Below are 25,630 nucleotides of genomic sequence, written 5' to 3'. Positions count from 1 at the left end.
GCTGCTTCTGACGGAGATACTCGGGAACAGCGCTGCTGTAGGGTTTTCCCTTCCGCCACGGAACTCGCTATATACTGACAGGTACCGATCCGAGTGTTCCGTTGACGACGATTGGTTTTCCGAATTCGAATATCTATATTTAAATAAGGTTCGAATATACGATATAAGTAGACACATTCTTACCGACCTATCTACTCCGTCTGTGTATGAACAGTAGCACCAACGAGACAACCACGGACATTCTTGCACATGTCTTGCTACCGGTTGCCAACGAGGACGACGGGCTTACGACGGCGACTGCGCTCGAACCGTACGAGCCGGAGCAGGTGACGGCGTTACACGTCGTCGAAAAAGGCGAGGGTGTTCCGGACAAGACGCCAGTCGAGCAGTCAGAAGAGCTGGCGGCAGAGTCGTATGCGGCCGTCAGGACGGTGTTCCCTGACGCCGACGACCGCACCGCGTACGCTCGGGACGTCGTCGAGGCTATCTTCGATGTCGCCGAGGAAGTCGAGGCGAGCGCCATCGCATACCGGTCCCGCGGTGGTGGTCGCCTCATGCAGTTCCTCTCCGGTGATCTCTCGTTGAAGCTTGTGACGAACGCGGAGGTACCGGTGATTGCACTTCCACAGGCGGACTCGAAGGAATGAGCGACGAAGAACTGGCGAAAGACCTCGGGCTGGTGTCGGCGATGACCATCGGCATCGGGACGATGATCGGTGCCGGTATCTTCGTCCTGCCCGGCGTGGCCGCGAACGCGGCCGGTCCCATCGTCGTCGTCTCGTTCGTCGTTGGTGGACTGATTGCGATGGTGAACGCGCTATCGGTCTCGGAACTCGGCACGGCGATGCCGAAGGCGGGCGGCGGGTACTACTACATCAACAAGTCACTCGGGCCACTGTTTGGCTCGATAGCCGGAATGGGTGACTGGATGGGCTTGGCCTTCGCCTCGGCGTTCTACTGTATCGGGTTCGGCCAGTATCTCGCCGTCTTCGTCCCACTCCCTGAAATCGCCTTTCTCAATCCCATTCAGATAGGGGCGCTCATCGCTGGGGCGATATTCGTCGCCGTCAACTACATCGGCGCAAAGGAAACCGGTGGCATCCAGACGGTGATTGTCTTTATCCTGCTCTCTATTCTCACCGTCTTTGCCATTGCGGGCTTCTTTTCATTCGACTACGCGACCCTCGCCGGCGAGGACGGGCTCGCCCCGTTCGGGACCGGCGCGATTCTCCCGGCGACGGCGCTCGTATTCGTCTCTTTCCTGGGGTACGCAAAGATTGCGACCGTCGCTGAGGAACTCAAAAACCCGGGTCGGAACCTGCCGATTGCTATCATCGGAAGCGTCGGCATCGTGACCGTCATCTACGCCATCCTCGTGTCGATGATGCTCGGCGTCGTTCCGTGGCCGGACCTCAGTCAGGATGCCCCGGTCGCACAGGCCGCGGAGGTCGCGTTCCCGGCATCTATCGGACCGATAGGCGGCGTGGCCGCCGGTGCCGCGGCGATTATGACCGTCGGCGCACTGCTGGCGACAGCGTCCTCCGCGAACGCGTCGATTCTCGCCTCGGCCCGGATCAACTTCGCAATGGGCCGGGACAAGATCGTCACGAACTGGCTCAACGAGATCCATCCCAACTACGCCACGCCCTATCGCTCGATTCTGGTCACCGGCGGGCTCATCATCGTCTTTATCGCGTTCCTCGGACGGGACATCGAGGTGCTGGCGAAGGCGGCCAGCGTCCTCCACCTCATCGTCTACGCCCTGATGAACGTGGGACTCATCGTCTTCCGCGAGGCCGACGTGCCGGAGTACGACCCGGATTTCACCGTGCCGCTGTACCCCATCACGCCGATACTCGGTGCGGTACTCTCGCTCGGCCTCGTCGCGTTCATGGACAGTATCGAGATTGCGCTGTCGGCCGGATTCGTCCTTGTCGCGGTCGCATGGTACTTCGTCTACGCGCGCGGCAAAACCACACAGCAGGGTGTGCTCTCCGACTACATCAGCAACCGCGAGGAGCAGCTCCCGGACCAGGTGGTGAACGCCGCCGACGCGGTCGCACCGAACGGAACCGGGGGACCGACGATCATGGTGGCACTGGCGAATCCCCGCACCGAGAGCGCGCTCATCACCCTCGCAGGTGCGCTGGCGAAACACGAAGGCGGACGGGTGCTCGCGACCCACATCGCGACGGTGCCGGACCAGACCGCGCTCGAAACCGCCGCCGCGAACCGGAACCAGATAGACGCTACCTCGGAAAGCCTTCTGGACGCCGCCAAGGCCGACGCGGAGGCCTTCGACGTGCCGATAGAGACGAAGACGATCCTCTCACACCGCGGCATCGGGGAGGTGTTCGACGCGGCCCGGACGAACAACGCCGACACCGTCGTGATGGGCTACGGCGGCACCCAGTTCGCCGGCGGTCGCGCCGAAGGCACGCTGGACGAACTGGCCCACGACTTGCCGTGTGACTTCCTCGTGCTGGACGGGCAGGACCTCGACCTCAGTGACGTCCTGGTTCCGACCGCTGGCGGTCTCTCGTCGGACCTTTCCGCGGAGGTCGCCAAAGCGCTCCAGGAAACTGTCGACGTAGCCGTCGACCTGCTCCACGTCGTCGACCCCGGTGCAGAAGAGAGCGGTCGCACGTTCCTGCGCGAGTGGGCGGCGGAACACGACTTGACCGACGCCGAGATACGCATTGAAACCGGTGACATCGAGAGGACCATCGAACGGATCGGCCGCGACTACAGCCTCGTCATCGTCGGCGCGACGGAACGAGGCCTGCTATCACGCATCGTTCGCGGCTCGCTAGTGTTCGACGTCATCGAGACGCTCGATACGCCGGTCCTGCTGACCGAGCGCCCGTCGTCGCGGTCCCTCCGAGAGCGGCTGTTCGGTCGGGAGTAGCCACACGGCGTGTCAGGCGTGGCCCTGTTCTTTCGCCCCTTCGCGGATTTTCTTCGACCGCTTGCGGACGCGTGAGACGTACCGTTCGATTTTCTCCGGTTTCTCGCCGTAGAACGACGCGGCCCAGTGAACGTCGACGCCGTCCTGCGTGAGGAAGTACGCCACGAGCGTATCACGGCCAGCCTGTATGACTGTCGGCGGCACGCCGCGGTCGCCGGTCCCGGCCTCCTGGAAGCCGTTCACGTCGAAGTACACGTCGGCGTACAGCGTCGCCATCTCGGGGTCGGCGAACTCGACCTCCTGGTGGTCCGGGGCCTCGAATCGGTAGCGCGTGTCGCCGTCGCCTGTCGTTCGCTCGACGATACGTACGTCGAGGATGTACTCGCGGTAGGTCGAGCTATCCGTCGGTGCAGCGGTGGTGTCTGGTTGTGGCATGATAGGTTGGACTGGTCTACGGTCATCGGCTCGTTCTGGCTGCGAGCGCCGCCACCGCGGCGAGTGCGGCAATGGCCAGCGCTATCGGGAGTGGACCGTTCGCTCCGGTCGTCGACTGGTCGCCGCCGCCCGCGGAGTCGTCCTCTGTGGCACCTGCAGCGCTCGCGGCGCCGGCTGACTCGGCTGTGGACTCGCTGGCGGGTGACGATGCTTCGGTCACGGCGGCCACTGTCTCCGTCGTCGCGCCCGGTGACACTGCGAGCGCCGCCGGTTCGGTCGCTGGCTCGACTGCGCCGCCGCCGTCGGCGTCGACCTGGTTCGATGCGACGGTCACCTGCGTCTCACCGCCGTCGACGCCGGTAAGCGAGACCGTCGCGAGTACCACGTCGCTGGCTCCGGGCTCGATCTGTCCGTCGAGGTCCGCCGCTTCGAGCGTGACCGTCCCGCCGTCTGAACTGACAACGGGGTCGGTCGTGAGTCCGAACCGGTCGGGGTAGCTCGCGTTCTCGAACCGGGCGACAGCGGGGTCGTCGACGGCGAGTTCGAGCTGGTAGCCGGCCAGTCCGTCCGGCGCGCTCGTCAGGACCACTGGAACGGTCGTTGTCTCGCCGGCGGCGACGGAGCCGGCCTCGATGCTGATTGTCGGCGTGCTCTGCCCTGTGGCGAGCGCGGGGACCGTCCCCGCGAGGAGGACGAGCGCGACGAGCGCGAGGGGGCGACTGGCGGTTCGGACGCGACCGCGTATCGAACAGGTGGTGTCGTCGGTCATTGTGTTGCTGTATCGAAAGATGGGAGGATGGCTCGGTCGCGGCAGTCAGTTGACCTCTTCGTAGAGCGCTGTCACGTCCGCGAAATCGATCTTGCCGTTCTCGTTGAAGTCGTACGCGCCGGTGTTCAACTGGATGCTGTCGGAGTCCATGTTCGAGAACAGCACCTGCACGTCCTCGTAGTCGAGACGGCCATTACCGTTGAGGTCCTCGAAGTGGCCGTCGCCGTCGGGATCGGTCGGCGCGGCGTCGCCGACGACCGTCTTCGGGCCGCCCACGACGATGCCGTTTCGGACCTCTGCCTCGATGGCGTTGCCGTTCTCGTCGTCCATCTGCTCGATGGAGACGGTCAGGTCGGTCGTGCCACCGCCGTTGGCGCGGACGTCAAGCGTTGCGAGTGGCACGTCCATCGCACCGGACTGGACGTTCGTGTTGACGTCGGCAACCCGGATTGTCGCCGACGAGCCGTCGTCGCTGATGGAACTCTCGGTGAGTCCGAGCGCGTCGGGGAAGGAGACACCGGTGATAGACGCGATTTCGGGGTTCGAGACGCTGACGGTGAGCCGAGCGCCGGAGAAGCCAGCGGGGAGCGACGAGGCGGTCAGCGGGACGCTACCCGTCGACCCGCTGCCGACCGCGGCGGAGTTGGCGCTGACGACGACGTTGGGCTGGTAGACATAGAGGCCATCGTTCGGATACGAGCGGGCGGGGCCGCCGAAGCCGTCTTCACAGCAGATGACGCGGCCGTCGCGCATCGTGTAGACGTTGTCGATGTTCCGGAGCGCGTCGTTTGCGTCTTCCGGCGAGTCGGTGAAGTCGGGGCCGGTGATGACCGGTTCGAGCGTCGAGACGTTGTAGTCCGATTCCAGCACCCCGCGGTAGACAACGCCGCCGTCGACGCGGTCCATCTGGATGTCGCCCTCGTCGTCCGCGAGCGCGTCGTTGAACTCCGAAATGCCGAAGTAGATGAAATCGCCGGGCTGGGAGTCGTCGACGCTGTCGACGCCCTCGGCCTTGTTGAACTCGATTGACGCGCCGATTTCCTTGGCGGCCGCGCGGGTCTCCAAGAACGGGACGCGCCGGAGGTCCTCGTCGACGCCGTCGGGACCGTTGGCCTCGTACTGCTCGGCCCACTTGACGATGTCCTCGTTCGTGATGTAGTTCTGATTCCCGTTCTCGATGACGGAGAGATCGGCTTCCTTGATGGCCGCTTCGGTCACCTCGTCGCCGTCTTCCCAGTCAGCGTGTGCGCTGAGGTAGTCGGCCTGGGTCACGTCGTCGTACTCGGCGACCCAGGACTCGACCTCGCCGTTCGTGGCGTGGCCGAGTTCTATCCACTCGATTTCGAGCGGGGTCTGTGCGGGGGAGTTCCGCTCCCCGGCTTCGGCGGCGTTGGCCGCGTCGTTCGTGATCTTCGGTGCGTACAGCGTCCCGGCGACGTCCATTGGGTCGTCGTACTCCGGAATCGGCTCGTCGGCAACGAACTTGTAGATGCCCTTGCTGTCGCCGTCGGAACAGCCGTAGACGGTCCGCTGGTCGCCTTCGATGTCGGGTGCCTCCCACGAGGCCCGCCCCATCACGTAGTACTTGACCGCTTCGGGTTCGTCGGCGGTCGGTTCGCGGAAGTCGACGAAGTAGCCGTACCGGTACGGGTTCGGATACACGTCATCGAGCAGCGTCGTTGCGAGGTTCTCGCCGTCGCCCTGGTCATCGCGCTCCGCGCCGAGGTAGTACGCGAGGAACTCGACACCGGTCAGCGCCCAGTAGCCCTGCGGGCCGAAGTTCTCGTCGAGGTCGCCGCTCTCGGCGTAGGACTCGATCGCGCCCGATATCTCGCTCGGGTTCGGCCGGTTCCAGAACTGACATCCGCCGATGAGTCCCTCGCCCGACCCCGCCTCGACGATGTCGCTCACCGTCGCCGTCAGACTGACGCGGGGGTGTGCGTAGTTCTCCTCGGCGGAAATCATCGTCTCCCACGGACTGAGGTCCCCGTAGCAGTTGATCCGCGTCCCGCCGTGTTCACGGAGGGAGTCGGTGTTGGTCAAGTTCATTGCGTTCCCGGTGTCCGCACTCCACTCGCCGTTTTCGTCCTGGCTAAGGGGGACCCGCGAGACGCATCCGGGGCTGTTCTCCCAGTTCGTGAACAGGTATCCCTCGGTCCCCTCGTCGTTGGTCGGGACGAACTGATTACAGTCGGGGTTCGTCGCCGCACCGCCGTACTGGGTGCCAGCGAAGTTCTCCTGGGTGATATCCGTCCCGTCGGGCGTCTGGACTACACCGAGCCGTTCCGCCCCACCGTTGATGGGTTCGCGTCCCTGCACGAGGATTTCGTAGTCGCCGGCTGCGGACCGGACCTGACGCTGTTTCTCCTCGGTGTCCGGAACCCCCACCTCCGGGAAATCGTCGTTACTCCCGTCGAACTCGAACTGGAAGCCGCTGAAATAGCCCACCGCAGCCCGTCCAAACGGTTCGGGGTTCTCCCCTTCCGGGTGCTGGAGACTGTACAGTAGTGACCCGTCTTCGAAGACGAACGGGCCGGTCACCTCCGCACCGAACGCCGTCGTCGAGAAGCGTTTGAGACTCCCGGCGACGCTCGGAGCGCCCGGTGTGTCTGTCTCTTCGACCTCTTCCCCACTTGCCACGCCGATGACGCTGGCCCCAAGCGCAGCAGCCACCGACTGTGAAAGCACCTGCCGTCGAGTGAAATCGACCATGCGAGTGAGGGGTAGCAGTGATTATTAAAGCAAGTTTATAATATTCGTATGATGTTTTTAGAGCGGTCATATTGCCTCGGTTCGATACGTACTGCTAATGAATTAGACGTATCAGAAATAGTGCTATTTTGTCGGGATGGGTACTGAATAGCTCTGATTGCAGTCGTTCACGCACTGATTCGTCCTCACCTACGTACCAGTCCGCTTCGAGTAGCTGGCACAGTGTCGCCCCACTCCCGACCGAGTCACGAGTCAAACAAGTAGTCGCTGTGGCGGGCGAGCCGGGTGGCTACATCCCCATGTCGGCAGCCGGCTCTGGGACCGGAAGCACATTCGGGGATACGCCCAGCAGTTCCGCCGCGTGGTCGAGCGCCATGTCGAAGCCGTAGTATCGCTCCAGTTCGTCGCCGTCCGCGGTCGGTCGGACCTTCAGCATCGCGTACCCCTCGATGTTCTGTGCGACCGCGGCGCTCCCGCCGTCGCTCTCGAATGTCAGCAGCCGTTCCTCGTCGGTCTCTCGATAGGTGGCCGTGATACCGTCCGCTGACGCCTCGACGGGGAGTTCGGAGTCGGTCATCGGCGGCTCTAGGGAGCGGGGGTATGCGAACCTGGCGGTCCGCTCGGAACCGCAAACGCGAAACCGGACGGCTGTGACGAGACACATATGGCGAAGTGGCTTCAGAGCGGCCGTCGGCGCGATATGTGCGTCCTGCTGGCCGCCGCCGAGGACGGCGAACTCTCCGGCCAGCGGCTGAAGACGCGGCTCGAACGCCGCTACGACACGCGAATCGAACCGAAGAGCTTCTACGGCGCGCTCGACGCGCTGGAATCGGCCGGGTTCGTTACCCACCGCGAGGACGGCATCGCTGACAAGTACTCACTGACCGACGCCGGTGAGCGGCGGCTTCGAGACCAGTTCGAGTGGATGCGCGAAGCGCTTGGTGAGGACGGTTGACGGCGCTGCTTGCCAGCCTCTGCTGGATTTCGTTGCGCCGCCGTTGATGGGGTACCCTTTTTGTGACCGCTCCCACAGAACACAGGTATGTCCCTGTCCCGCTCGCTCCTCCTGGCAGGCTTGGACGCCCTCCCGTTCGCGGCGCTCGCCAGCGTCGCAACGTACGTCTTCGCACGCACAGCTGTTCAGCCGTCGGAAATTGTCGGGATGCTCGCCGGGACCGTCGGCGTGGCGGTACTCCTCGCGCTCGGAACAATCAGTGCGAACCGCTACCGTGCGGACGGAAAGCCGTTTTACTTCACGCGTGCGGTGGTCGTCGAAGCGCTCCTCTCGTTTCCCTAATCGAGAAGCTCGCTGGCAATCGTATTACGGAGGACCTCGCTGGTGCCCTCGTAAATCTCGTTGAGTTTCGCGTCGCGGTAGAACCGCTCGGCCGGGAAGTCCTTCGTGTAGCCGTAGCCGCCGTGGACCTGAATGCCCTCGTTCGCCACTTCACGGGACACCTCTGAGGCGTACAGTTTGGCCTGGGCGGCCTCTTTGACGAACGACTCGCCGGCCATCTTCTTGTCGGCCGCCTGATGCATCAGCAGGCGGGCGGCCTGCGTTTTCGTGTCCATGTCGGCGAGCTTGTGCTGGATGGCCTGGAAGTCGCTGATGGGCTGGTCGAACTGCTCGCGGTCCTGCGCGTACTGCAGCGCCTCGTCCAGTGCGGCCTGGGCGATGCCGACGCCGCGGGCAGCGATAGTGATGCGGCCGCCGTTGAGCGTCTTGAGCGCGTGGACGAACCCGCGGCCTTCCTCGCCGAGCATACGGTCGGCGGGGATGCGCATATCGTCGAACCGCAGTTCGGCGGTCGGACAGCCCTTGTCGCCGAGTTTGTGCTCGGTCCCTTCGACGATGAAGCCGTCGTCCTCCTCGGGGCGGACGATGAACGAGGAGATACCCTTGTTGCCGGCCTCGGGGTCGGTCTTCGCGAACAGGACGACAGTGTCGGCGACGGAGCCGTTGGAGATCCAGAGCTTCCCGCCGTTGACCAGATAGGCGTCGCCGCCGTCGACCGGTTCGGCAGTGGTATCCATCGCCGGCACGTCACTGCCCGCGCCTGCTTCGGAGAGGGCGAACGCGCCGATTTCCTCGCCTTCGGCCAGCGGCGTGAGGTAGGTCTCTTTCTGAGCCTCGTTGCCGAACTCGTAGATCATGTTGCAGGCCAGCGAGATGTGGGCGGCGACGATTGTGCCGAGCCCGCCGCTTCCCCGCGAAATCTCTTCGAGGGCCATCGCGTAGCTGTGGTAGTCCAGTTCGGCCCCGCCGTACTCCTCCGGAATCGGCATTCCCATCAGGCCCAGATCAGCCATCTCGTCGACGAGGTCCCACGGGAACTCGTCGGTTTCGTCGATCTCCGCCGCCCGCGGCTTGACCTCGTCGTCGACGAACTCCGAGACCATTTCCTGTATCTGGCGTTGTTCCTGTGTGGGGCTAAAGTCCATGACAGATTCTAACGCGGGTTGGGTCTTTACTGTTGGCCAACGCGCGGCCCGTTGCCGGGTATGGTACTCGGCTCGCTACTATCTGTGCTCGCCACCGCAGATCTATCAGTCGTAGTCGTAGAAGCCCCGCCCGGACTTTTTGCCGAGGTCGCCGGCCGTGACTTTGCGTTTGAGCAGGTATGCGGGCTTGTAGCGGTCGCCCAGTTCCTCATACAGCGTTTCGGAGGCATCGAGGACCACGTCGAGGCCGATGTGGTCGGCCAGTTCGAGCGGCCCCATGGGGACGTTCGTTCCGAGAGTTAGCCCGCGGTCGATGTCGGCCTTATCCGCGACGCCCTCGTCGTACGCCCGGATGCCCTCGTTTATCCAGGGCATCAGCACCCGGTTCACGACGAACCCGGGCTTGTCGTCGGCCTCCCAGGTCTCCTTGCCGATGTCGTGTGCGAACTCGCGGCCCAGCGTCACCGTCTCGTCGCTCGTTTTCTCACCGACGACGAGTTCGACGCCTTTCATGATCGGTACAGGGTTCATGAAGTGCAGTCCGAGGACCTGTTCTGGCCGTTCGGTGACGCTAGCGATGGTCGTAATCGAGAGCGTGCTCGTGTTGCTGGCTAGCACCGTGTCCGGCCCGCAGACGGCGTCGAGCTCCTCGAACACGGACTGCTTGATGTCCATGTTTTCTGTTACGGCCTCGACGACGAGGTCGGCATCCGCGAGGTCCTCCATCTCTGTGGTTCCGGTGATGCGGGCTGTTGCCGCTTCTGCTTCCTGTTCTGTCACTGTGTCGCGCGCAACGAGCGTCTCGAAGCTCGACTGGATCTCCTCGAACCCGGCGGCAACCAGTTCGTCTGTTACATCGCGCATGACGACGTCGTAGCCGGCCGTCGCTGTGACCTGTGCGATACCGTTACCCATCGTTCCGGCTCCGACGACGCCGACGGTGTCGACTGTTTCAAGATGCATACCCGCGCCTTCGTCCGGCGGTCGTGTAAGTCTGCCGACGGTATCGGATCGGCATGGCGGCCCCAATCCGACCGAGTCAACCTGTCACAGGCTTACCGGCAAGCACTGCCCCGCGGCTGAATATTCACTCGAAATGTAGTAAATGTCAGCAAAAAGATACTTATGGTGTGCCGGGGAACCTACTGGTGATGAGAGACCCTGCGGGCAGCAGGCTCGGAGAAAAATTCGACTGGTCACCGGATGGCCAGTCCCTGCCCCTAATCTGACAAATGAGTAAGTCACTCGACATTTCGACCACCGAAGCCGAGCAGACAGTCACGGCAGTCATCGAGACCATCGCCGCGACGACACCGGACGTCCGCCGCGCCATCGCCGACCACCGTGGCCAGAGCAACTCGGTCAACCCCACCGGCGACGACCAGCTCGCGGCTGATCTGCGCGCCGACGAACTGTTCGAGGAGCGGGTGCTTGACATCGACGGTGTCGCCTCCTACGCCAGCGAGGAACGCGCGGACGTGAAAACGACAGACGGTCGCCTCCACGTCGCCATGGACCCGCTCGACGGGTCGAGCAACCTCGAACCCAACAGCGGGATGGGGACGATTTTCGGCGTCTACAGCGAACAGCCGCCGACGGTCGGCACCAATCTACTCGCCGCCGGGTTCGTCATCTACGGCCCCATCACCTCGATGGTCGTCGCCCGGGACGGCAGCGTCCGCGAGTACATCCTCGAAGACGGCGACAAGCGGGTCGTCGACGACGACGTGACGGTTCCGGAGGACCCCACAGTGTTCGGGTTCGGCGGCGGGGTCGACTCCTGGACAGACGAGTTCGAATCCTACGCCGAGGACGTCCGTCACGAACTGAAACTCCGATACGGCGGAGCGATGGTCGCGGACATCAATCAGGTGCTCACATACGGCGGTATCTTCTCGTACCCCGCACTGGAGTCACGCCCCGAAGGAAAGCTCCGGGTCCAGTTCGAGGGACAGCCGATGGCCTACATCCTTGAGTCGGCCGGCGGTCGGTCCTCCGACGGCGACCAGTCGCTGCTCGAAATCGAGCCCGACAAGCTACACGAGCGGACGCCGCTGTATCTCGGGAACGACGACCTGATCGACCGGCTCGAAGCGACTATCGACTGACGGCTCGGATATTGTTTCAGTAACCGAGATATATCGCCAGCGCTTTGAGAACGCCGTACAGCCCGACAGCGACGCCCAGGAGCCCGCCAAGAACGGTGCCGACGATGCCGTCGGGCCACAGCGAGAGCGGGTTCGGAATCCCGATGGACGGCAACGCGGGAATCGGCAGGCCACCGCTGCCGCCTGTCACGTTCCCGATGCGTTGCCCGTCGACCATTAGCTCACCAGTCTTGTTTGCGGGTACCGAGCGAGCAAACTCCGTCGTTCGTGTCTCACCGGCAGGGACCGTGACCGTCCGCGTCGTCAGTATCGAGGTGTTGAGCGCGACGATCACGTTGTGGTCCCCGCTCGCAGTTCCCCGGTTTTCAAGCTCGACGGCGATGACGGTTCGCTCGCCGGGGCCGAGTTCCGATGGAACTGCCGTGGCGTTCGTGACCACGATATCCGGCTGTCCGGGTTCTTCTGTCTGTGTCTCGGGTTCGGCCGTCGACGTTTCCGAGTCGGTTGTCGCCGCCTCCGCATCCATGTCTGTCGCTGCTGTCTGTTCGACTCCGACGACGAACGTCGAGAAGCCCGAAGAGTCAGCCCGGTAGACGATGTGTGACTCGCTCCGGCCGGCGATGTCGGTCGCTAACGGCGTCCACCCGTCGTCTTTCCGGAACAGCGTCACAGCATCGGGTTCCGCGTCGACCGCCGCCAGCGCGTCACGGTCAACAGTAAACGTGAACGTCGCGTCCTCGGCCGGAACGGAGCCGTGGTCGATATCGAACCGGCTGACGCCGGTGTGCCCGGTGGCAGTCGTAAACGCTGGCGTGGGCTGGCGGGAGCGGACGGTGAGTGTGGCGGATTCGTTACGCGGGAACGACGCGGCAAGCCGCTCCAGCGTTCCGTTCTCACTGGTGACGAGTGGCCCCTCCGAGGGCCGAATCTGCTGTGTCTGGCCGGATCCGTTCACCGAGACGTTCGCCACGGTCGCGTTCGGCTGCCGCACAGTCACGTTCCCGGCGGTTCCATTGCCCGTCACAGACACGACTCTGGTCACAATTTCCGTGTTCCCGAGCGGATCGGCGGCGGTCACTGTGACTTCGTGACTGCCGGGCGAGGCGAAGGCCACGGTGATGTTCTCGCCGGTCAGGATCGTATCGCTCCCCACCTGCCACCGGACCGACTCGACGCCCTGATCGTCTGTCGTCCCCGCCGCGGAGAAAGTCACCGACTCGCCGACCGTCGCGTTCTCCGGCCCGGCAACGGTGACGTTCGGTGCGGAATCGTCATAGAGGAACGTCCGCTGTCGGCCAAAGGAGTTCTCGTTACCGTTCTCGTCGGTCACCGACATCAGCAGCAGCGAGTACTCACCCTCCTCCGGGAACGTGTACTTTCGTGTGTACGTGATCGTGTTACCGGTGCGTTCGGTGAATCCCGAGATATTGAGTGTGTCTAGCGATGGGCCGCCGACGGAGATTCGAAGCTGCTGTATCGGTTCGTGAATCCCAACAGAGATGCGGGCGGTGGAGCTATTGACGCGGCGTACCTCGAACGACTGATACTTCGGCACGACGGCGTCCATCCCGGTGACGGTGACCGACTCGTGGGGAAGTTCGTTCCCCGCTTCGTCGGTGATACTGGCGGTGTCACGGAGGCTGACGGTGACGTTGTCTGTGTCGACTTTTCTCTCTAGCAGCAGGGAGACGCGCACCCCGGTCCTGTTTTCGCCGGAGGCGTTGATCGATGCGACCGAGACGTTCTCCACTCGACCCGCGGTTAGCTCAAAATCCGCTGCCTGAATCGTGCTCGTGTCCACCGACCCACCGTCGTCGTACAGGGACACCTCGATAGTCGTCGCGTTGCCCCGCGTCGCATTGCCCCACTCCGGCGACTCGGTGTCTTCGGCCGCGACCGTGCCAGAAGCGACTGCAATGAGCAGCGGGAACAAAAGGAATACCGCGAGAAGCAGGAGCCACCGGCGACGACGCCTGGCCGACGGCGGCGTCTCTCGGGGGTGGCCGGTGGCACTCATGGTACATGAGTAGTCCGGCACCCGATATCAATGGTGCGCCACCATTACGAGAGGTGATAATCGCACGCGGGGTAACTACTGTGATCCCCGGGTCCGTTGGGTGTGGTATGAAAGTGCATATCGCGGCCGAGGCCACGCGCGACGAGGCGTCGGCCATCGCGGCCGCCGTCGCCGAACACACCGGCCGAACTGTGGAAGTGTACGTCGGCGACGATGAAACCCCGACGTTAGTCCGCGAGGTGACCGATGAAGATGGGGCCGAAGATACAGCCGTGGACGGCGATTCGGCGGACGCTGCACCGACGGAACGAGAGAAACGCCTCCGTGAAGAGATCGCCGACATCGAACGTGGCGGGCCGCAGAAGTACCGCGACCGCCTCACCGAGCAGGGGAAGCTGTTCGTCCGCGACCGACTCGAACTCTGGTTCGGCGACGATGGCCTGGACTTCGAGGACGGCCGGTTCGCGAACTTCGACTCGTGGCATCCCAGCAGTCCCGACGTGGACGACGAGGACGACCGGCTGCCGGCTGACGGACTCATCACCGGCGCGGGGACCTTCGAGGGCAGACAGGTACACGTCGCCGCCAACGACTTCACCGTCAAGGCAGGATCAATCGCTCGCCACGGCGTCGAGAAGTTCCTCCGACTGCAAGAGCGCGGGCTGAAGAGCGGACAGCCGTTACTGTATCTGGTCGATTCCTCGGGCGGCCGTATCGACCAGCAACGAGGCTTCTTCGCCAACCGCGAAGGGATCGGGAAGTTCTACTACAACCACTCGCTGCTATCTGGCGCGGTTCCACAGATATGCGTCCTATACGGCCCGTGTATCGCTGGCGCGGCCTACACACCGGTGTTCGCCGACTTCACCGTCATGGTCCGTGGCATGAGCGCACTGGCAATCGCATCCCCCCGAATGGTCGAGATGGTCACTGGCGAGGACATCGACCTCGAAACGCTCGGCGGGCCGGACCTGCACGCCCGTCACTCCGGCAGCGCGGATCTGGTCGCCGACGACGAGGACCACGCCCGCGAGCTCGTGGCGCAACTCATCACGTATCTGCCCGATAACGCTGACGAGAAACCGCCACGGACCGACGGGACCGCGCCGGCAGTTGACCCTGCGGGCCTCGACTCGGTCATCCCCGCAGAACCGAACAAAGGCTACGATATGCACCGAGTTATCGAACACATCGTCGACGCCGACTCCTTCTTCGAACTGCAGTCGGAGTACGGGGCCGAAATTCTGACTGGATTCGCCAGAGTCGACGGCCGGCCCGTCGGTATCGTCGCCAACCAGCCGAGCCAGCGGGCCGGCGCAATATTCCCTGATTCGGCCCGCAAAGCGGCCGGCTTCGTCTGGACCTGTGACGCCTACAACATCCCACTGCTGTACCTCTGTGACACGCCGGGGTTCATGGCAGGCTCCTCGGTCGAAAAGGAGGGCATACTGGAAGCCGGGAAGCGGATGATCTACGCTACCTCGCAGGCCACCGTTCCGAAGCAGTGCGTCGTCGTCCGGAAGGCCTACGGCGCGGGCATCTACGCCATGTCAGGTCCCGCCTACGACCCCGAAGCGACCCTCGCGCTCCCGGGCAGCGAAATCGCGATTATGGGTCCCGAAGCCGCGATAAACGCGGTGTACGCGAACAAACTGGACGCAATCGACGACCCGGAAGAGCGGGCCGAGCGCGAGCAGGAGCTACGCGAGGCGTACCGCGAAGGCATCGACGTCCACCGGATGGCGAGCGAAGTCGTCATCGACGAGATCGTTCCGCCGGGTGACCTCCGAGACGAAACCGTTGCCCGGTTTGACCTATACGAGGACGTCGAAAAGGACCGACCAGAGAAGAAACACGGGACGATTCTCTGACTGTATTCGTGGCGGCCCATACACCCGTGTTTCTCGGGAGTAGACAGCCCCTACCCCTTCCGTTTCAGTAGTAAACACTGTGTATTTAATACACTGGGTGAAAACAGGATAACAGACCACGTGGGGGCGTGGTTGCGGAGGGTGACGTGTTCACAACGGACCGAACGGTCCCGATAGGGATCATCGACAGGTGGTGTAGCGCCCTGCTTGACGAACTAGCGGCCGTCGAGCGAGAGCTATGGCTGGTAGTCGCCGTGACGCTCATCGTCGACGTGTGGCTGACACACGTCGGCCTCCAGCACGGCCTCCACGAGGGAAACCCCGTGATGCGGGCCGCGATAGAGACGTTCGGGATCGCCGTTCTCGGAGCGACGAAAGTCGGCGTTCTCGGGCTTGCAGGGCTGACCCGCCAGCTGCTGAACGAGCAGCGCGGCGTCGTCGTGCCGCTCGGGCTAGCGCTCCCGTGGGTGGCGGCCGTCGTGATAAACGCGGTCCTCTTGATTAGCCTGTAGCCGTCTCGGGGTTTCCGTCCTCCGATTTCAGTCGTCTGCACGCTGGACAAAGGCCGTCCGCTCGAACGTACAGACGAGCGTGTCGCCCTTGCTGCAGCGTCGACCTGCATCGTAGCGATACCACGACTTCGTCGCCGGTCAGTCGCTTGTACAGGACCGCCGTTTCCGCACGGATCGTATCGCCATGGACGACCGTGCTCAATCGCCAGCAATCCATGTGGCCGACTAGTGCCGTTGTGGGTATCGCTCGTCTAGAGAATCCCATGGACGGCGGTACTCTTTTGCCCACAGTCTGAGACATTCCGCGTATGTCTCCAGAGGTAAACCCGTTTGAGAGTTTACAGGAGCAGATCGACGACGCGTCGGACTATCTCGAATATTCGACCGACGTGCTCGAACGGCTGAAACACCCCGAGCGAGTGCTGGAGACGAACCTCTCCGTGGAGATGGACGACGGCTCCGTCGAGGTGTTTCGAGCCTATCGCTCACAGTTCAACGGCGACCGAGGGCCGTACAAGGGCGGAATCCGCTATCACCCGCAGGTCACACGCGACGAGGTCAAGGCGCTGTCAGGCTGGATGGTGTACAAGTGCGCCGCCGTTAACATCCCCTACGGCGGCGGGAAAGGCGGTATCGAGATCGACCCGCGCCAGTACTCGGCCGACGAGATAGAGCGGATAACGCGGTCGTTCGCGAAGGAACTTCGCCCGATCATCGGCGAGGACCGGGACATCCCCGCGCCCGATGTCAACACCGGACAGCGCGAGATGAACTGGATCAAAGACACATACGAGACGCTGGAGAACACCACCGAGCCCGGCGTCATCACCGGCAAGGCCCCGGAGTCGGGCGGCAGTGCGGGCCGCGTCGAGGCGACGGGTCGTTCCGTGATGCTCACCGCACGCGAAGCGTTCGACTATCTCGGCAAGGACATCGAGGACGCAACCGTGGCCGTGCAGGGCTACGGGAACGCCGGCTCCGTCGCGGCGAAGCTCATCGAGGACTTGGGCGCGAACATTGTCGCAGTGTCCGACTCCTCCGGTGCCGTCTACAACTCCGACGGACTCGACGCACGCGACGCGAAGGCGTTCAAAAGCGAGACCGGGTCGCTAGCCGGCTACGAGGGCGCGACGGAAGAGCTGACGAACGAGGAGCTGTTGACGATGGACGTGGATCTGCTCGTTCCGGCGGCGCTCGAAAACGCCATCGACGGCGACCTCGCACGCGACGTACAGGCCGACATCGTCGTGGAGGCGGCAAACGGCCCGCTGACACCGAACGCGGACGACGTATTCACGGAGCGCGACGTGGCCGTGTTCCCTGATATCCTCGCCAACGCCGGCGGCGTCACGGTGTCGTACTTCGAATGGGTCCAGAACCGCCAGCGGTTCTACTGGTCCGAAGAGCGGGTCAACGACGAACTGGAGACCATCATTACGAACGCGTTTGACGACCTCGTCGAGACCTACGAGGAGACCGGCGCGCCGAACTTCCGGACGGCGATGTACGTCGTCGCCATCCAGCGCGTCGTCGCTGCCGCAGAGGAAGGCGGTATCTGGCCCTGACTCCGTCCCGGCATCGGTCGTGGCTATCGCGGGTGTTTTGCCGGCGCTTCCCCTACTGCGTGTATGAACGTTTACGAGCGGCAGGTTCGCGTCGAAGCCCCGCTGTCAGAAGTCTGGAAGTTCCACGCGACGGGCGATGGGCTGGTCGCGCTGACTCCCGACTGGATGAACATCCGCATCGAGGCGGAGCGGGGACCGGATGGCGAGCCGAATCCCGAGGAACTGACCGCCGGGTCGGTTGTCGAATCCTCAATCAAGCCGTTCGGCGTGCCGCCGCGCCAGCGCTGGGTCTCGAATATCGTTGCGCGGGAGGAGGGCGAGGACGAAGCGATGTTCCGCGACGTGATGGAGGAAGGGCCGTTCCCCCACTGGGAACACACGCATACGTTCAAAGCGCTGAGCGACAGGGAGACGCTCGTCCACGACCACGTCGAGTTCGAACTGCCTGGCGGACCGCTGGGCCAGGCGCTCGGCCCCTTCGGCTGTCTGGGGATGGAGCCGATGTTTCGGTATCGCCATCAGCAGACGAAGGAACTGCTCGAAGGCTAGCGTATTCGGGTCCGCGGACGGCACGGTCCCGACTATGGTCTCCGGTGTTTCTTTATCCCCGTGTCGGATACTGCCAGAGGATGAGTAGACGCGCCGTCGCGGTAACTGATGAAGTCGTGGTGTCTCCGCGCCACAACGGAGCGAAACGGACGTGACGGAGCCGCGAGTCGACCCGCGAATCGCGCTGGCTGTCGCCGTGCTCGCAGTCAGTACGAGCGCAATTCTCGTCCGCTGGAGCGCGGCAGCGGCGTCGGTCGCGGCCTTTTATCGCGTCCTGCTGACGACCGCGCTGCTGGCCCCGCTGGCGCTGGGCCGGCATCGGTCGGCGTTCGGACGGCTCTCCCGGCGGGATGTACTGGCGGCTGCGGCGACTGGCGTCGCGCTCGCGGTTCACTTCGCCGCGTGGTTCGAGAGTCTGGCGTGGACGAGCGTCGCGGCGTCAGTCACGCTGGTCCAGTGCCAGCCGCTGTTCGTCGCCGTCGGGGCGTGGGCGCTGCTGGACGAGCGCGTCACGCGCGGCACGACGGCGGGCATCCTCGTCGCTATCGGTGGCATCGTCGTGATGTCCGTCGGCGAACTGCTCGGCGGCGGAGCCATCGGCCCGCGTCCGCTGTACGGCAACGCGCTGGCCCTCGTCGGCGGTGTCATGGCCGCCGGGTACGTGCTCGCCGGGCGTTCGCTCCGCCAGCGGTTCCCCCTCATCCCCTACGTGACCGTGGTCTACGGCGTCGCCGCGATATGCCTCCTCGGCTTCGTCGTCGCGTCGGGCCACCCCGTGACCGGCTACCCGCCGCAGGAATGGGCCCTGTTCCTGGCGATGGCCATCGGTCCCGGCGTGTTCGGCCACACCGTCCTCAACTGGGCACTGGCACACGTCGAATCCAGTATGGTTAGCGTCTCGCTGTTGGGTGAGCCAGTCGGGAGCGCGCTGCTGGCGCTGCTGTTACTCGCGGAGATACCCGGGCCGTCGACCGTCGCCGGCGGGGCCGTCGTGCTCGTCGGTATCGGCGTTGTCGCAAGAAGCCGGGCGGTCGGGGCAACGCCGGCGGACTGACACTGTTCCGAGCCAGTCTATGCGCGTTTTTCCACGGCTCCACGGATTTCTGCGGCGGCGAAGTCGTGGTCCGGGCGGATGTTGACGAAGTCGAGGAACTCCTCCGCGGCCAGCAACTCGGACGTATCGTAGTGGCGTGCGGCGGCGGAGACAGCCGGCGGCGCACCGATGAGCGGCTCCAACGCGCCCAGCGCACAGGCAAGGTCGTAGGCGCGAGCGTCGCTGATCGCTTCCTCGCGCACGCTCGTGGCGTCGATGAAGTACAGGTCGTCGTGGGCCACGAGCACGTTCTCACACCGGAAATCGCCGTGAGCCAGGCCGTCCTCGTGCATCCGGTGAAGAAAGTCAAACACCGTCGGGCTGTGTCGCTCGACGGTCTCGGCCGGGAGGTCGTCCAGCGGTTCGAAGTCTGGGATGTACTCCAGCACGAGTACCCCCATCCCGTCGTATTCGAAGGCCTCTATCGGCTCGGGGGCGTTGACGCCGATCTCCCGCATCCGCCGGGTCGCCGCCAGTTCGTGTTCTGCCATCTCGTAGGGCGTCCCGAAATGCTCGAAAAAACCCTCGGTCCCTGACGAGAACGCGCCGATGTTTCGGCCGGCGGTCAACAGTGTATGAACCAGCGAGTTCTGCCCCGTGATGACTTTCACGAACCACTGATCATTGACGACCAGCGGAGTCGAGAGCCAGTTGTCCGCCTCCAGAAACGCCACATGGGCCGCGGGCTCGTCGTACCGCTCCATTACCGCTCGCACCACGCCTTCGAGTTGCTCCCAGGGGACCGTCCCGCGGAGGAGTCGCCGGAACGCCATTCCACCTGAGAAAAGCCGTGGACGGGCAAATGGCTTGTGTCTGCCTCCGTGTGCTATTTAATAACACAGGACATAGATTCGGTATGGAGTTCGACGTTCCCGGCGAACACCGGATGATACGGGATTCGGTCCGCGAGTTCTGCGAGAACGAGATTCAGCCGATAGCCCAGGAGATAGAGGACGAGCACCGGTTTCCGGCGGAAATATTCGAGGAACTGGGCGAGCTTGATGTCATGGGTGTGCCGATCAGCGAGGAGTGGGGTGGTCTGGGCGGCGATACGTTGATGTACGCGCTCGTCGCCGAGGAACTCGGGCGCGTTTCCGGGAGCATCGGGCTCTCGTACGTGGCCCATACCTCGCTCGGAAGCAAGCCCATAGAGTTGTTTGGCACAGATGCACAGAAAGAGCGCTGGCTCACACCGCTCGCTTCCGGCGAACACCTCGGCGGCTGGGCGCTGACTGAACCGGGCAGCGGGAGCGACGCCAGCGACATGGACACGACGGCCGAGCGGGACGGCGACGAGTACGTCATCAACGGCACCAAGCAGTTCATCACGAACGCCTCCGTCGCCGGGTCGGTGCTAGTCAAAGCCGTCACCGATCCTGAGTCCGGCTACGACGGCATCTCGACGTTCATCGTCGGTCCCGATGACGACGGCTGGGAGGTGACGACCGAGTGGGACAAAATGGGGCTGAACGCTTCACCGACCTGCGAACTCCAGTTCGACGACTGTCGGATTCCCGCGGACCGACTGCTCGGCGACGAAGGCGACGGCTGGGAGCAGACGCTGAAGACGCTCAACGGCGGCCGCATCTCTATTGCTGCGCTCTCGACGGGGCTCGCACAGGGGGCCTTCGAGGCCGCGAAGTCCTACGCCACCGAACGCGAGCAGTTCGACCGCCCCATCTCGAAGTTCGACGCCGTCCGGGACAAGATCGTCGAGATGGACCGCAAAATCGAGCGCGCCCGCCTGCTGACCCACAAGGCGGCGACGATGTACGACCAAGGCGAGGACGTGACGCGGCTCTCCTCGCTGGCAAAGCTCGACGCCAGCGAAATCTGTCGTGAGGTCGCCGAGGACGCCGTCCAGGTGCTTGGCGGGTACGGCTACACGACTGATTTCGCGCCACAGCGGTTCTACCGGGACGCGAAGCTCATGGAAATCGGCGAGGGGACAAGCGAGATTCAGCGAATGGTACTCGGCCGGGAACTGGGTCTGTGATACTCAGAGCGACGCTTACACGTCGGACGGGCGTTCGGGGACGATAGTAACGGGCACGTCGGCGGCGTCGATGACAGCGACTGCGGCGTCGCCTTCCCGGAGTCTGCCGGCCAGCCCCTTCGGCTCGTGGCCCATGACGATGTGCCGAACATCCACGTCGGCTGCGAGTTCCAGTAGTTCGTTGCCGATCCGCGTGCCCGAACGCATCGCGGACCGACCGACGTGTTCGATGGCGACCGTCGCCACGATGGTGGCGTCGCGGAACCGCTCGCGCATCTCGTCCCGGAGTTGCATGGCCGTGCCGTCGGCGGTGTCCTCGTCGACGAGGTGGACGACGTACAGTTCCTCGTCGAGCCCGTCAGCGAGTCGAACTGCCGTATCGATGACCGCCGGAGAGACCGAATCGTTGGCGATAGCCACGAGAATGGTCATACAGGACACAAGGCCTTCGCGTGCAAATCACTTTCTGCCGAACTAACAGGTCCGCTCACTCAGTCGCCTTCAGGTTGTGGACCGCGTCGACGTACTCGACGACCTCGGCAGTGGGCTGGATGGCGGAGAGAATTTCGTCGGCGTCCTTGTACGCCATCGGCGCTTCGTCGCGGACACCTTTGATGACGGACTCCGAGTAGACGCCGTCCATCGCTGCGGTGAACTCGTCCATGTCAATCTCGCTGTGGGCCTGCCGGCGGCTCATCACGCGGCCCGCGCCGTGTGGCGCTGTCTGGTGGTACTCGTCGTTGCCCTTCCCGCGGGCGATAATCGACCCCTCAGCCATGTTGAACGGAATCAGTAGCCGCTGGCCCTCGCGGGCTGGGGTCGCACCTTTTCGGATGGTCAGGTCCCTGAAATCTATATAATTGTGAATCGATTGAAACTGGTCAACGGGGTCGATCCCCAGCGCGTCGCAGACGGCGTCGCTCATCAGTTCGCGGTTCCAGCGGGCGTACTGCTGGGCGAACAGCATGTCGACGAGGTAGCCGTGAGCCTCGCGGCCTTCGAGCCAGTCTAAGTCCGTGTTGCGGTCCTCGTCGTCGCTGCTGTGGATGGCGTCCTGGACCTGTCCCAGCGCGTCGAAGGCGTCCTCGATTTCCTTGCCGTCGAGTTCGCGCCGGAGGCGGTCCTTCCGGATGTAGGACTCGCCCATGCCGCCGGTGACCCAGGCGTAGAGGTCCCGCGATTCGACTGTATCGGGGTCGAACTTGAGGTACTCGACGTACTCGTCGGGAATCTGCTCGCGGATCTCGCCGATTGTCCGGCGGTCCGTCGCCGTCGATTGCCAGTACTCGGCGACAGACTTACCCAGATACCGGGACCCGCTGTGGATGACCAGCCAGTAGTCGCCCGATTCGCGTGCCTTGCCGAACTCGACGAAGTGGTTCCCGCCGCCCAGCGTCCCCGCACTCTTGATTATGTACCCCATTCCCTGACGCTGGTCTGCCAGCACGCGGTCACAGAGCGACTCGAAGTACTCCTCGTCGTAGCCGTCGAAGTCGAACTCGACTGGGTCGATGTGCTCGCCGAACCGCTCGGCGTAGGCCGCGTCGAACTGCTCGAAGACGCGGTTGGCCCGCTCGAACGGGAACTCCTCGACGAAGTGGACCGCGTCGTCGTAGTCGTGAACCGACCGCCCCATCGGGACCGCCTCGCGGACGCGTCGCTCGCGTTCAGCGTCTTCTAGCGGGAGTTCCGGGCCAAGGTTCGTCGCGGCCATTCCACACCCCACGTCGACGCCGACGATGTTCGGCACGACGCGCTCGCTCAACGGCATCGTAAAGCCGATAGGTGCGCCGGCCCCCCAGTGCGTGTCCGGCATGATTCGAACCGGCTCAGTGAACGCCGGATGGTCGATGAGCGTCTCGATCTGCTCCCGACACCCGCTCTCGACGAGCGATTCGTCGTCGACCATCACCCGTGCTGTGGTGTGTTCGCCCGTCAGTTCGAGTACCATTGGTGTCGTACCGTAGTTGCATGGAGGGTTTGAACCTCACGGTGGCCCGTGGGTGGATCTCATCCCCGCGAAAGCTCCTAAAACCCACAGCCGAACAGGGCCCAATACACCCAGCCGCTGAAATCTGCCTTCTCAGCCGCTGAGATGGGTTTTCACTCTGTGGGAACACCCTCTCCCTTATATGCCACCGTGGTGCGGAACTCCATATGTGAGGTGACACAGATGTCCTATCAAGCGGCGAACCCCCTGGCAGACGACTTCGAGCTCGAGCTCGGCGGGGCCTGGACCGCATACTGGCTGGCGTTCCTGCGTGTCGTAACCGGCTGGTGGTTCTTCCACGCAGGCGTAACGAAGCTCATCGAAGACGGGCTGGCCTACAGCTACGGGCCGATGTATCTCAAGCAGATGACTGGCACGGCACTCGGTCCGATCCCCGTGCTGATGGGCGAACACTTGGGCTGGCTCATTCAGGCGATGGTTCCGCTGGGCGAGACGCTCATCGGGCTGGGACTGATGGTCGGCGCGCTAGTCAGGCTCGCATCCGTGTTCGGGGTCTTCTTCATGTCCCTGTTCTGGATCGGCAACGCGGGCTTCGGCCACGGGCTGGTCAACAGCGACTTCATGGGCCTGCTGCTGTTCATGACGATGATCGTGCTGGCCACCGGTCGCTACTACGGCCTCGACGCGATCATCGAGAAGACCAAACTGGTCAAACGACACCCGAAACTCAGGTACCTGCTCGGCTAAGGAGGTGACCACCAATGCAACAACACACCACCGTCATCGACAAAGCGGCGATGGCACTCAGCGGCGGACTGATGCTGCTGGGAGTCGTTGTCCTCGGCATCGTGGAGATACTGGCGGGTAAGCCCTACAGCGCGGCACCGCTGACGAACGACGCGGGCGAGATCATCGCGACCCCGATGGTCGATCCGACGCTCCGGACCGGGCTGGTCTTGGCCGGCCTCCTAGTCTTGGCCCTGTACGGGGTCTACAGGCTCGTCGCCCCAATGAAGACTGAGACGGCCACGACACAGCAAGAAATCACGGCAGACTGAGCAGTCCTCGTTTTCGCTGTTTTGACCCGACGTGTCGCTCTTATCTACAGAAATGATAGTGGGTGCCGTTCCACCCCACCGATTCCCCACTAACAATGTATTTACTGTGGCTATATTAATCAAGTGGGGTAGTTTCTAATTCTGATAGAGCCCACCACAACGCTCATTTCTGTGGTGGTAGTGATTATTATATGCCTTCGCTGGTGGTCCACTACGCTTTTGTTGGGTTACTCGCCGCAACGCTGCTGGGTGCTGCATTCGATAAGCGGTCGTTGCTCCTGTCGATACTCGTCGTCACGTTTCCCGATGTAGACGCGTTCCTCGGTCTCTACTGGCAGGCCGGTCACCGGGCCGCGACGACGAACCTCGTCATCCCGGCGGTGCTGGCGCTCCTCATCGGAGCCGACCTGTACCTGCGCGACAAATCGTATATTAAGCGCCGCTGGGGGGCGTACGGTGTTCGAGTCAGCTGGTTCTGTGTTGTGGTGTATGCGGTGGGTCACGTACTGCTGGACTTGATTACTGGCGGTGCGAACCTCTTCTGGCCGCTGTACGACCAGTTCTATCAGCTCAGCGGCCATCTGGAGCTGTCGAGCCAGCGCGGTATCGTCCAGACGTTCGTCGAGCTACCCGAGCCGCGCGCTCAGACAGCCGGTGGCACCGGTACGGGCGGGAGCGGTGGCTCGACCACGCAGTCGATGGGCAACTCCAGCGAGGTGCAGATGAGTACCGGTATCGACCCCAACCCGGGCCAGCCGGAACCCGAGACTGTCGACCGTGTGTTCCCAATCGCCCGGAGCGGCTGGGAACTGGTCGTCCTCGTCGTCGGGACGCTCGCCACCGCCATCCGTCTGCGCATCGGCCACGACCTCCCGGAGGAGTGATGGGCTGCCGGTCGGCACTGTGGAGCGTTCGCTTTCGAGTCCTTCATATACGCCGTGGCCAACCGGGGAACCATGGGCTTCGAGGTACGCCGACGACTCAGTGTCGCCGACACGGTGACGTTGTTCAACGCCGTCGTCGGGTTCGTCGCCGGAGCCATCGCCTTCACCGACCCGCATCTGGCCGCTCGGCTCATTCTGCTGGCTGTTATCGCCGACGCTATCGACGGGATCGTCGCCCGGAACGGCGACAGTTCGGCGGTCGGCCCGCTGCTCGACTCTGTGACTGACGTGGTCTCCTTCGGCGCGACACCGAGCCTCTTTCTGTACGTGCTGTTGACAGACGCCTACGGCGGCATCGAGTCCGCCCACCCGGCCGTGTTCATCGGCCTCGCCCTGCTCGCCTCCGCGTACGTCGTGTGCTCTATCGTCCGGACCGCGTTCTACTCGACGTACTTCGATTCTCCCGACGAGCGGCCGGGTATGCCGAACACGCTCGGGAGTATCATCATCGCGACGGCGTATCTGAGCGGCGTCACGAACCCGCTCGTGCTGAGCGTCGGCGCGCTCGGCCTCTCGCTTGCGATGATTGCGCCCTTCGACTACCCCAAGCCAGGGCCGAAACACGCCATCCCGATGGGTGTCGTGCAGGCCGTCGCCGTCGTCGCACCAGCGGCGTTCTTCCGGGCTGGGCCGCGGGCGATGCTCGCCATCGCGCTGCTGTTTTTCGCGCTCGGGCCGTGGGTCTACTCCGGAGAGTAAC

25 protein-coding genes are annotated in these 25,630 nt (G+C 63.7%); 15 read left to right on the top strand and 10 right to left on the bottom strand.

Annotation, left to right across the window (positions count from 1 at the left end):
- The first annotated feature begins 206 nt into the window (after positions 1-206).
- Entirely contained in the window at positions 207-647 is a 441-nt protein-coding gene (locus Har1131_RS10715) for a universal stress protein (RefSeq protein ID WP_050007113.1), read from the top strand.
- Positions 644-2,908 (top strand): amino acid permease, encoded by a 2,265-nt coding sequence (locus Har1131_RS10710; RefSeq protein WP_050038003.1) that lies wholly within the window; start codon positions 644-646, stop codon positions 2,906-2,908. Before Har1131_RS10715 ends, Har1131_RS10710 begins: the two co-directional genes overlap by 4 nt.
- Positions 2,909-2,920: 12 nt before the next feature.
- Here Har1131_RS10710 and Har1131_RS10705 read toward each other — a convergent pair whose 3' ends face one another.
- The 4 genes from Har1131_RS10705 to Har1131_RS10690 all read right to left on the bottom strand — a co-directional run bounded on the left by Har1131_RS10705 (position 2,921) and on the right by Har1131_RS10690 (position 7,401).
- Positions 2,921-3,343 (bottom strand): hypothetical protein, encoded by a 423-nt coding sequence (locus tag Har1131_RS10705; RefSeq protein ID WP_151103343.1) that lies wholly within the window; start codon positions 3,341-3,343, stop codon positions 2,921-2,923.
- A 22-nt stretch (positions 3,344-3,365) separates the two neighbouring features.
- Entirely contained in the window at positions 3,366-4,112 is a 747-nt protein-coding gene (locus Har1131_RS10700) for a cell surface protein (protein WP_050038005.1), read from the bottom strand.
- Positions 4,113-4,157: 45 nt separating this feature from the next.
- Entirely contained in the window at positions 4,158-6,824 is a 2,667-nt protein-coding gene (locus Har1131_RS10695) for an alkaline phosphatase PhoX (protein WP_151146385.1), read from the bottom strand.
- 289 nt (positions 6,825-7,113) lie between these two features.
- A complete protein-coding gene (locus Har1131_RS10690; RefSeq protein ID WP_014040264.1) occupies positions 7,114-7,401 on the bottom strand; it encodes a hypothetical protein in 288 nt (95 codons plus the stop codon).
- Positions 7,402-7,488: 87 nt separating this feature from the next.
- Between Har1131_RS10690 and Har1131_RS10685 the strand changes: the two genes are divergently transcribed.
- The gene (locus Har1131_RS10685) at positions 7,489-7,779 is read left to right on the top strand and encodes a PadR family transcriptional regulator (protein ID WP_023843250.1); all 291 of its coding nucleotides are present in this window, start codon (positions 7,489-7,491) and stop codon (positions 7,777-7,779) included.
- 87 nt (positions 7,780-7,866) lie between these two features.
- Positions 7,867-8,121 (top strand): hypothetical protein, encoded by a 255-nt coding sequence (locus tag Har1131_RS10680; RefSeq protein WP_151146382.1) that lies wholly within the window; start codon positions 7,867-7,869, stop codon positions 8,119-8,121.
- Here the strand turns inward: Har1131_RS10680 and Har1131_RS10675 are convergent.
- Both Har1131_RS10675 and Har1131_RS10670 read right to left on the bottom strand, forming a co-directional pair.
- Complete coding sequence (locus tag Har1131_RS10675; protein WP_050038008.1) at positions 8,118-9,266, bottom strand: acyl-CoA dehydrogenase; 1,149 nt, start codon at positions 9,264-9,266, stop codon at positions 8,118-8,120. The genes Har1131_RS10680 and Har1131_RS10675 overlap by 4 nt on opposite strands.
- Positions 9,267-9,371: 105 nt before the next feature.
- Positions 9,372-10,229 carry a 3-hydroxyacyl-CoA dehydrogenase family protein gene (locus Har1131_RS10670; RefSeq protein WP_014040268.1) on the bottom strand — a complete coding sequence of 286 codons (858 nt, stop codon included), beginning with the start codon at positions 10,227-10,229 and terminating at the stop codon, positions 9,372-9,374.
- Positions 10,230-10,498: 269 nt separating this feature from the next.
- On the opposite strand from Har1131_RS10670, the gene Har1131_RS10665 reads away from it, so the two are divergent.
- On the top strand, positions 10,499-11,374 hold the full coding sequence (locus Har1131_RS10665) for a class 1 fructose-bisphosphatase (RefSeq protein WP_151103345.1): 876 nt from the start codon (positions 10,499-10,501) through the stop codon (positions 11,372-11,374).
- 16 nt (positions 11,375-11,390) lie between these two features.
- Here the strand turns inward: Har1131_RS10665 and Har1131_RS10660 are convergent, their stop codons facing one another.
- A complete protein-coding gene (locus Har1131_RS10660; RefSeq protein ID WP_151146379.1) occupies positions 11,391-13,391 on the bottom strand; it encodes a PKD domain-containing protein in 2,001 nt (666 codons plus the stop codon).
- Between the two features lie 107 nt (positions 13,392-13,498).
- Here Har1131_RS10660 and Har1131_RS10655 point away from each other — a divergent pair, with 107 nt between their 5' ends.
- The 5 genes from Har1131_RS10655 (at position 13,499) to Har1131_RS10635 (ending at position 18,942) form a co-directional block, all read left to right on the top strand.
- Positions 13,499-15,262, top strand: coding sequence for an acyl-CoA carboxylase subunit beta (locus Har1131_RS10655; RefSeq protein WP_151146376.1), 1,764 nt, complete (start codon positions 13,499-13,501; stop codon positions 15,260-15,262).
- Positions 15,263-15,390: 128 nt separating this feature from the next.
- Positions 15,391-15,774, top strand: a complete 384-nt coding sequence (locus tag Har1131_RS10650) for a DUF5658 family protein (RefSeq protein WP_050007112.1) — start codon at positions 15,391-15,393, stop codon at positions 15,772-15,774.
- Positions 15,775-16,082: 308 nt separating this feature from the next.
- On the top strand, positions 16,083-17,339 hold the full coding sequence (locus tag Har1131_RS10645; protein WP_014040272.1) for a Glu/Leu/Phe/Val dehydrogenase: 1,257 nt from the start codon (positions 16,083-16,085) through the stop codon (positions 17,337-17,339).
- Between the two features lie 63 nt (positions 17,340-17,402).
- Positions 17,403-17,888, top strand: a complete 486-nt coding sequence (locus Har1131_RS10640; RefSeq protein WP_014040273.1) for an SRPBCC family protein — start codon at positions 17,403-17,405, stop codon at positions 17,886-17,888.
- A 151-nt stretch (positions 17,889-18,039) separates the two neighbouring features.
- Positions 18,040-18,942, top strand: coding sequence for a DMT family transporter (locus Har1131_RS10635; protein ID WP_050038012.1), 903 nt, complete (start codon positions 18,040-18,042; stop codon positions 18,940-18,942).
- A gap of 17 nt (positions 18,943-18,959) precedes the next feature.
- On the opposite strand, the gene Har1131_RS10630 is transcribed toward Har1131_RS10635, so the two are convergent.
- A complete protein-coding gene (locus tag Har1131_RS10630; RefSeq protein WP_014040275.1) occupies positions 18,960-19,754 on the bottom strand; it encodes an RIO1 family regulatory kinase/ATPase in 795 nt (264 codons plus the stop codon).
- A gap of 83 nt (positions 19,755-19,837) precedes the next feature.
- Between Har1131_RS10630 and Har1131_RS10625 the strand changes: the two genes are divergently transcribed.
- Positions 19,838-20,977 carry an acyl-CoA dehydrogenase family protein gene (locus tag Har1131_RS10625; protein ID WP_014040276.1) on the top strand — a complete coding sequence of 380 codons (1,140 nt, stop codon included), beginning with the start codon at positions 19,838-19,840 and terminating at the stop codon, positions 20,975-20,977.
- Between the two features lie 15 nt (positions 20,978-20,992).
- Here Har1131_RS10625 and Har1131_RS10620 read toward each other — a convergent pair whose 3' ends face one another.
- Entirely contained in the window at positions 20,993-21,409 is a 417-nt protein-coding gene (locus Har1131_RS10620) for a universal stress protein (protein WP_014040277.1), read from the bottom strand.
- Positions 21,410-21,464: 55 nt separating this feature from the next.
- Positions 21,465-22,928, bottom strand: a complete 1,464-nt coding sequence (locus Har1131_RS10615) for an RtcB family protein (protein ID WP_151146373.1) — start codon at positions 22,926-22,928, stop codon at positions 21,465-21,467.
- 222 nt (positions 22,929-23,150) lie between these two features.
- On the opposite strand from Har1131_RS10615, the gene Har1131_RS10610 reads away from it, so the two are divergent.
- From Har1131_RS10610 to Har1131_RS10595, 4 genes are all read left to right on the top strand, one after another.
- Positions 23,151-23,675, top strand: a complete 525-nt coding sequence (locus Har1131_RS10610) for a DoxX family membrane protein (RefSeq protein ID WP_007187815.1) — start codon at positions 23,151-23,153, stop codon at positions 23,673-23,675.
- 14 nt (positions 23,676-23,689) lie between these two features.
- Positions 23,690-23,986, top strand: a complete 297-nt coding sequence (locus Har1131_RS10605) for a hypothetical protein (protein ID WP_004961612.1) — start codon at positions 23,690-23,692, stop codon at positions 23,984-23,986.
- Between the two features lie 191 nt (positions 23,987-24,177).
- Entirely contained in the window at positions 24,178-24,870 is a 693-nt protein-coding gene (locus tag Har1131_RS10600) for a metal-dependent hydrolase (protein WP_004961609.1), read from the top strand.
- Between the two features lie 72 nt (positions 24,871-24,942).
- Positions 24,943-25,629, top strand: coding sequence for a protein sorting system archaetidylserine synthase (locus tag Har1131_RS10595; protein ID WP_050038016.1), 687 nt, complete (start codon positions 24,943-24,945; stop codon positions 25,627-25,629).
- Position 25,630: the final 1 nt, after the last annotated feature.

It is taken from the genome of Haloarcula sp. CBA1131 (assembly GCF_008728975.1).
GTDB classification, from domain to species: domain Archaea; phylum Halobacteriota; class Halobacteria; order Halobacteriales; family Haloarculaceae; genus Haloarcula; species Haloarcula hispanica.
Note: the sequence above shows the minus strand (reverse complement) of the source record. Positions and strands in the feature narration are given on the sequence as shown.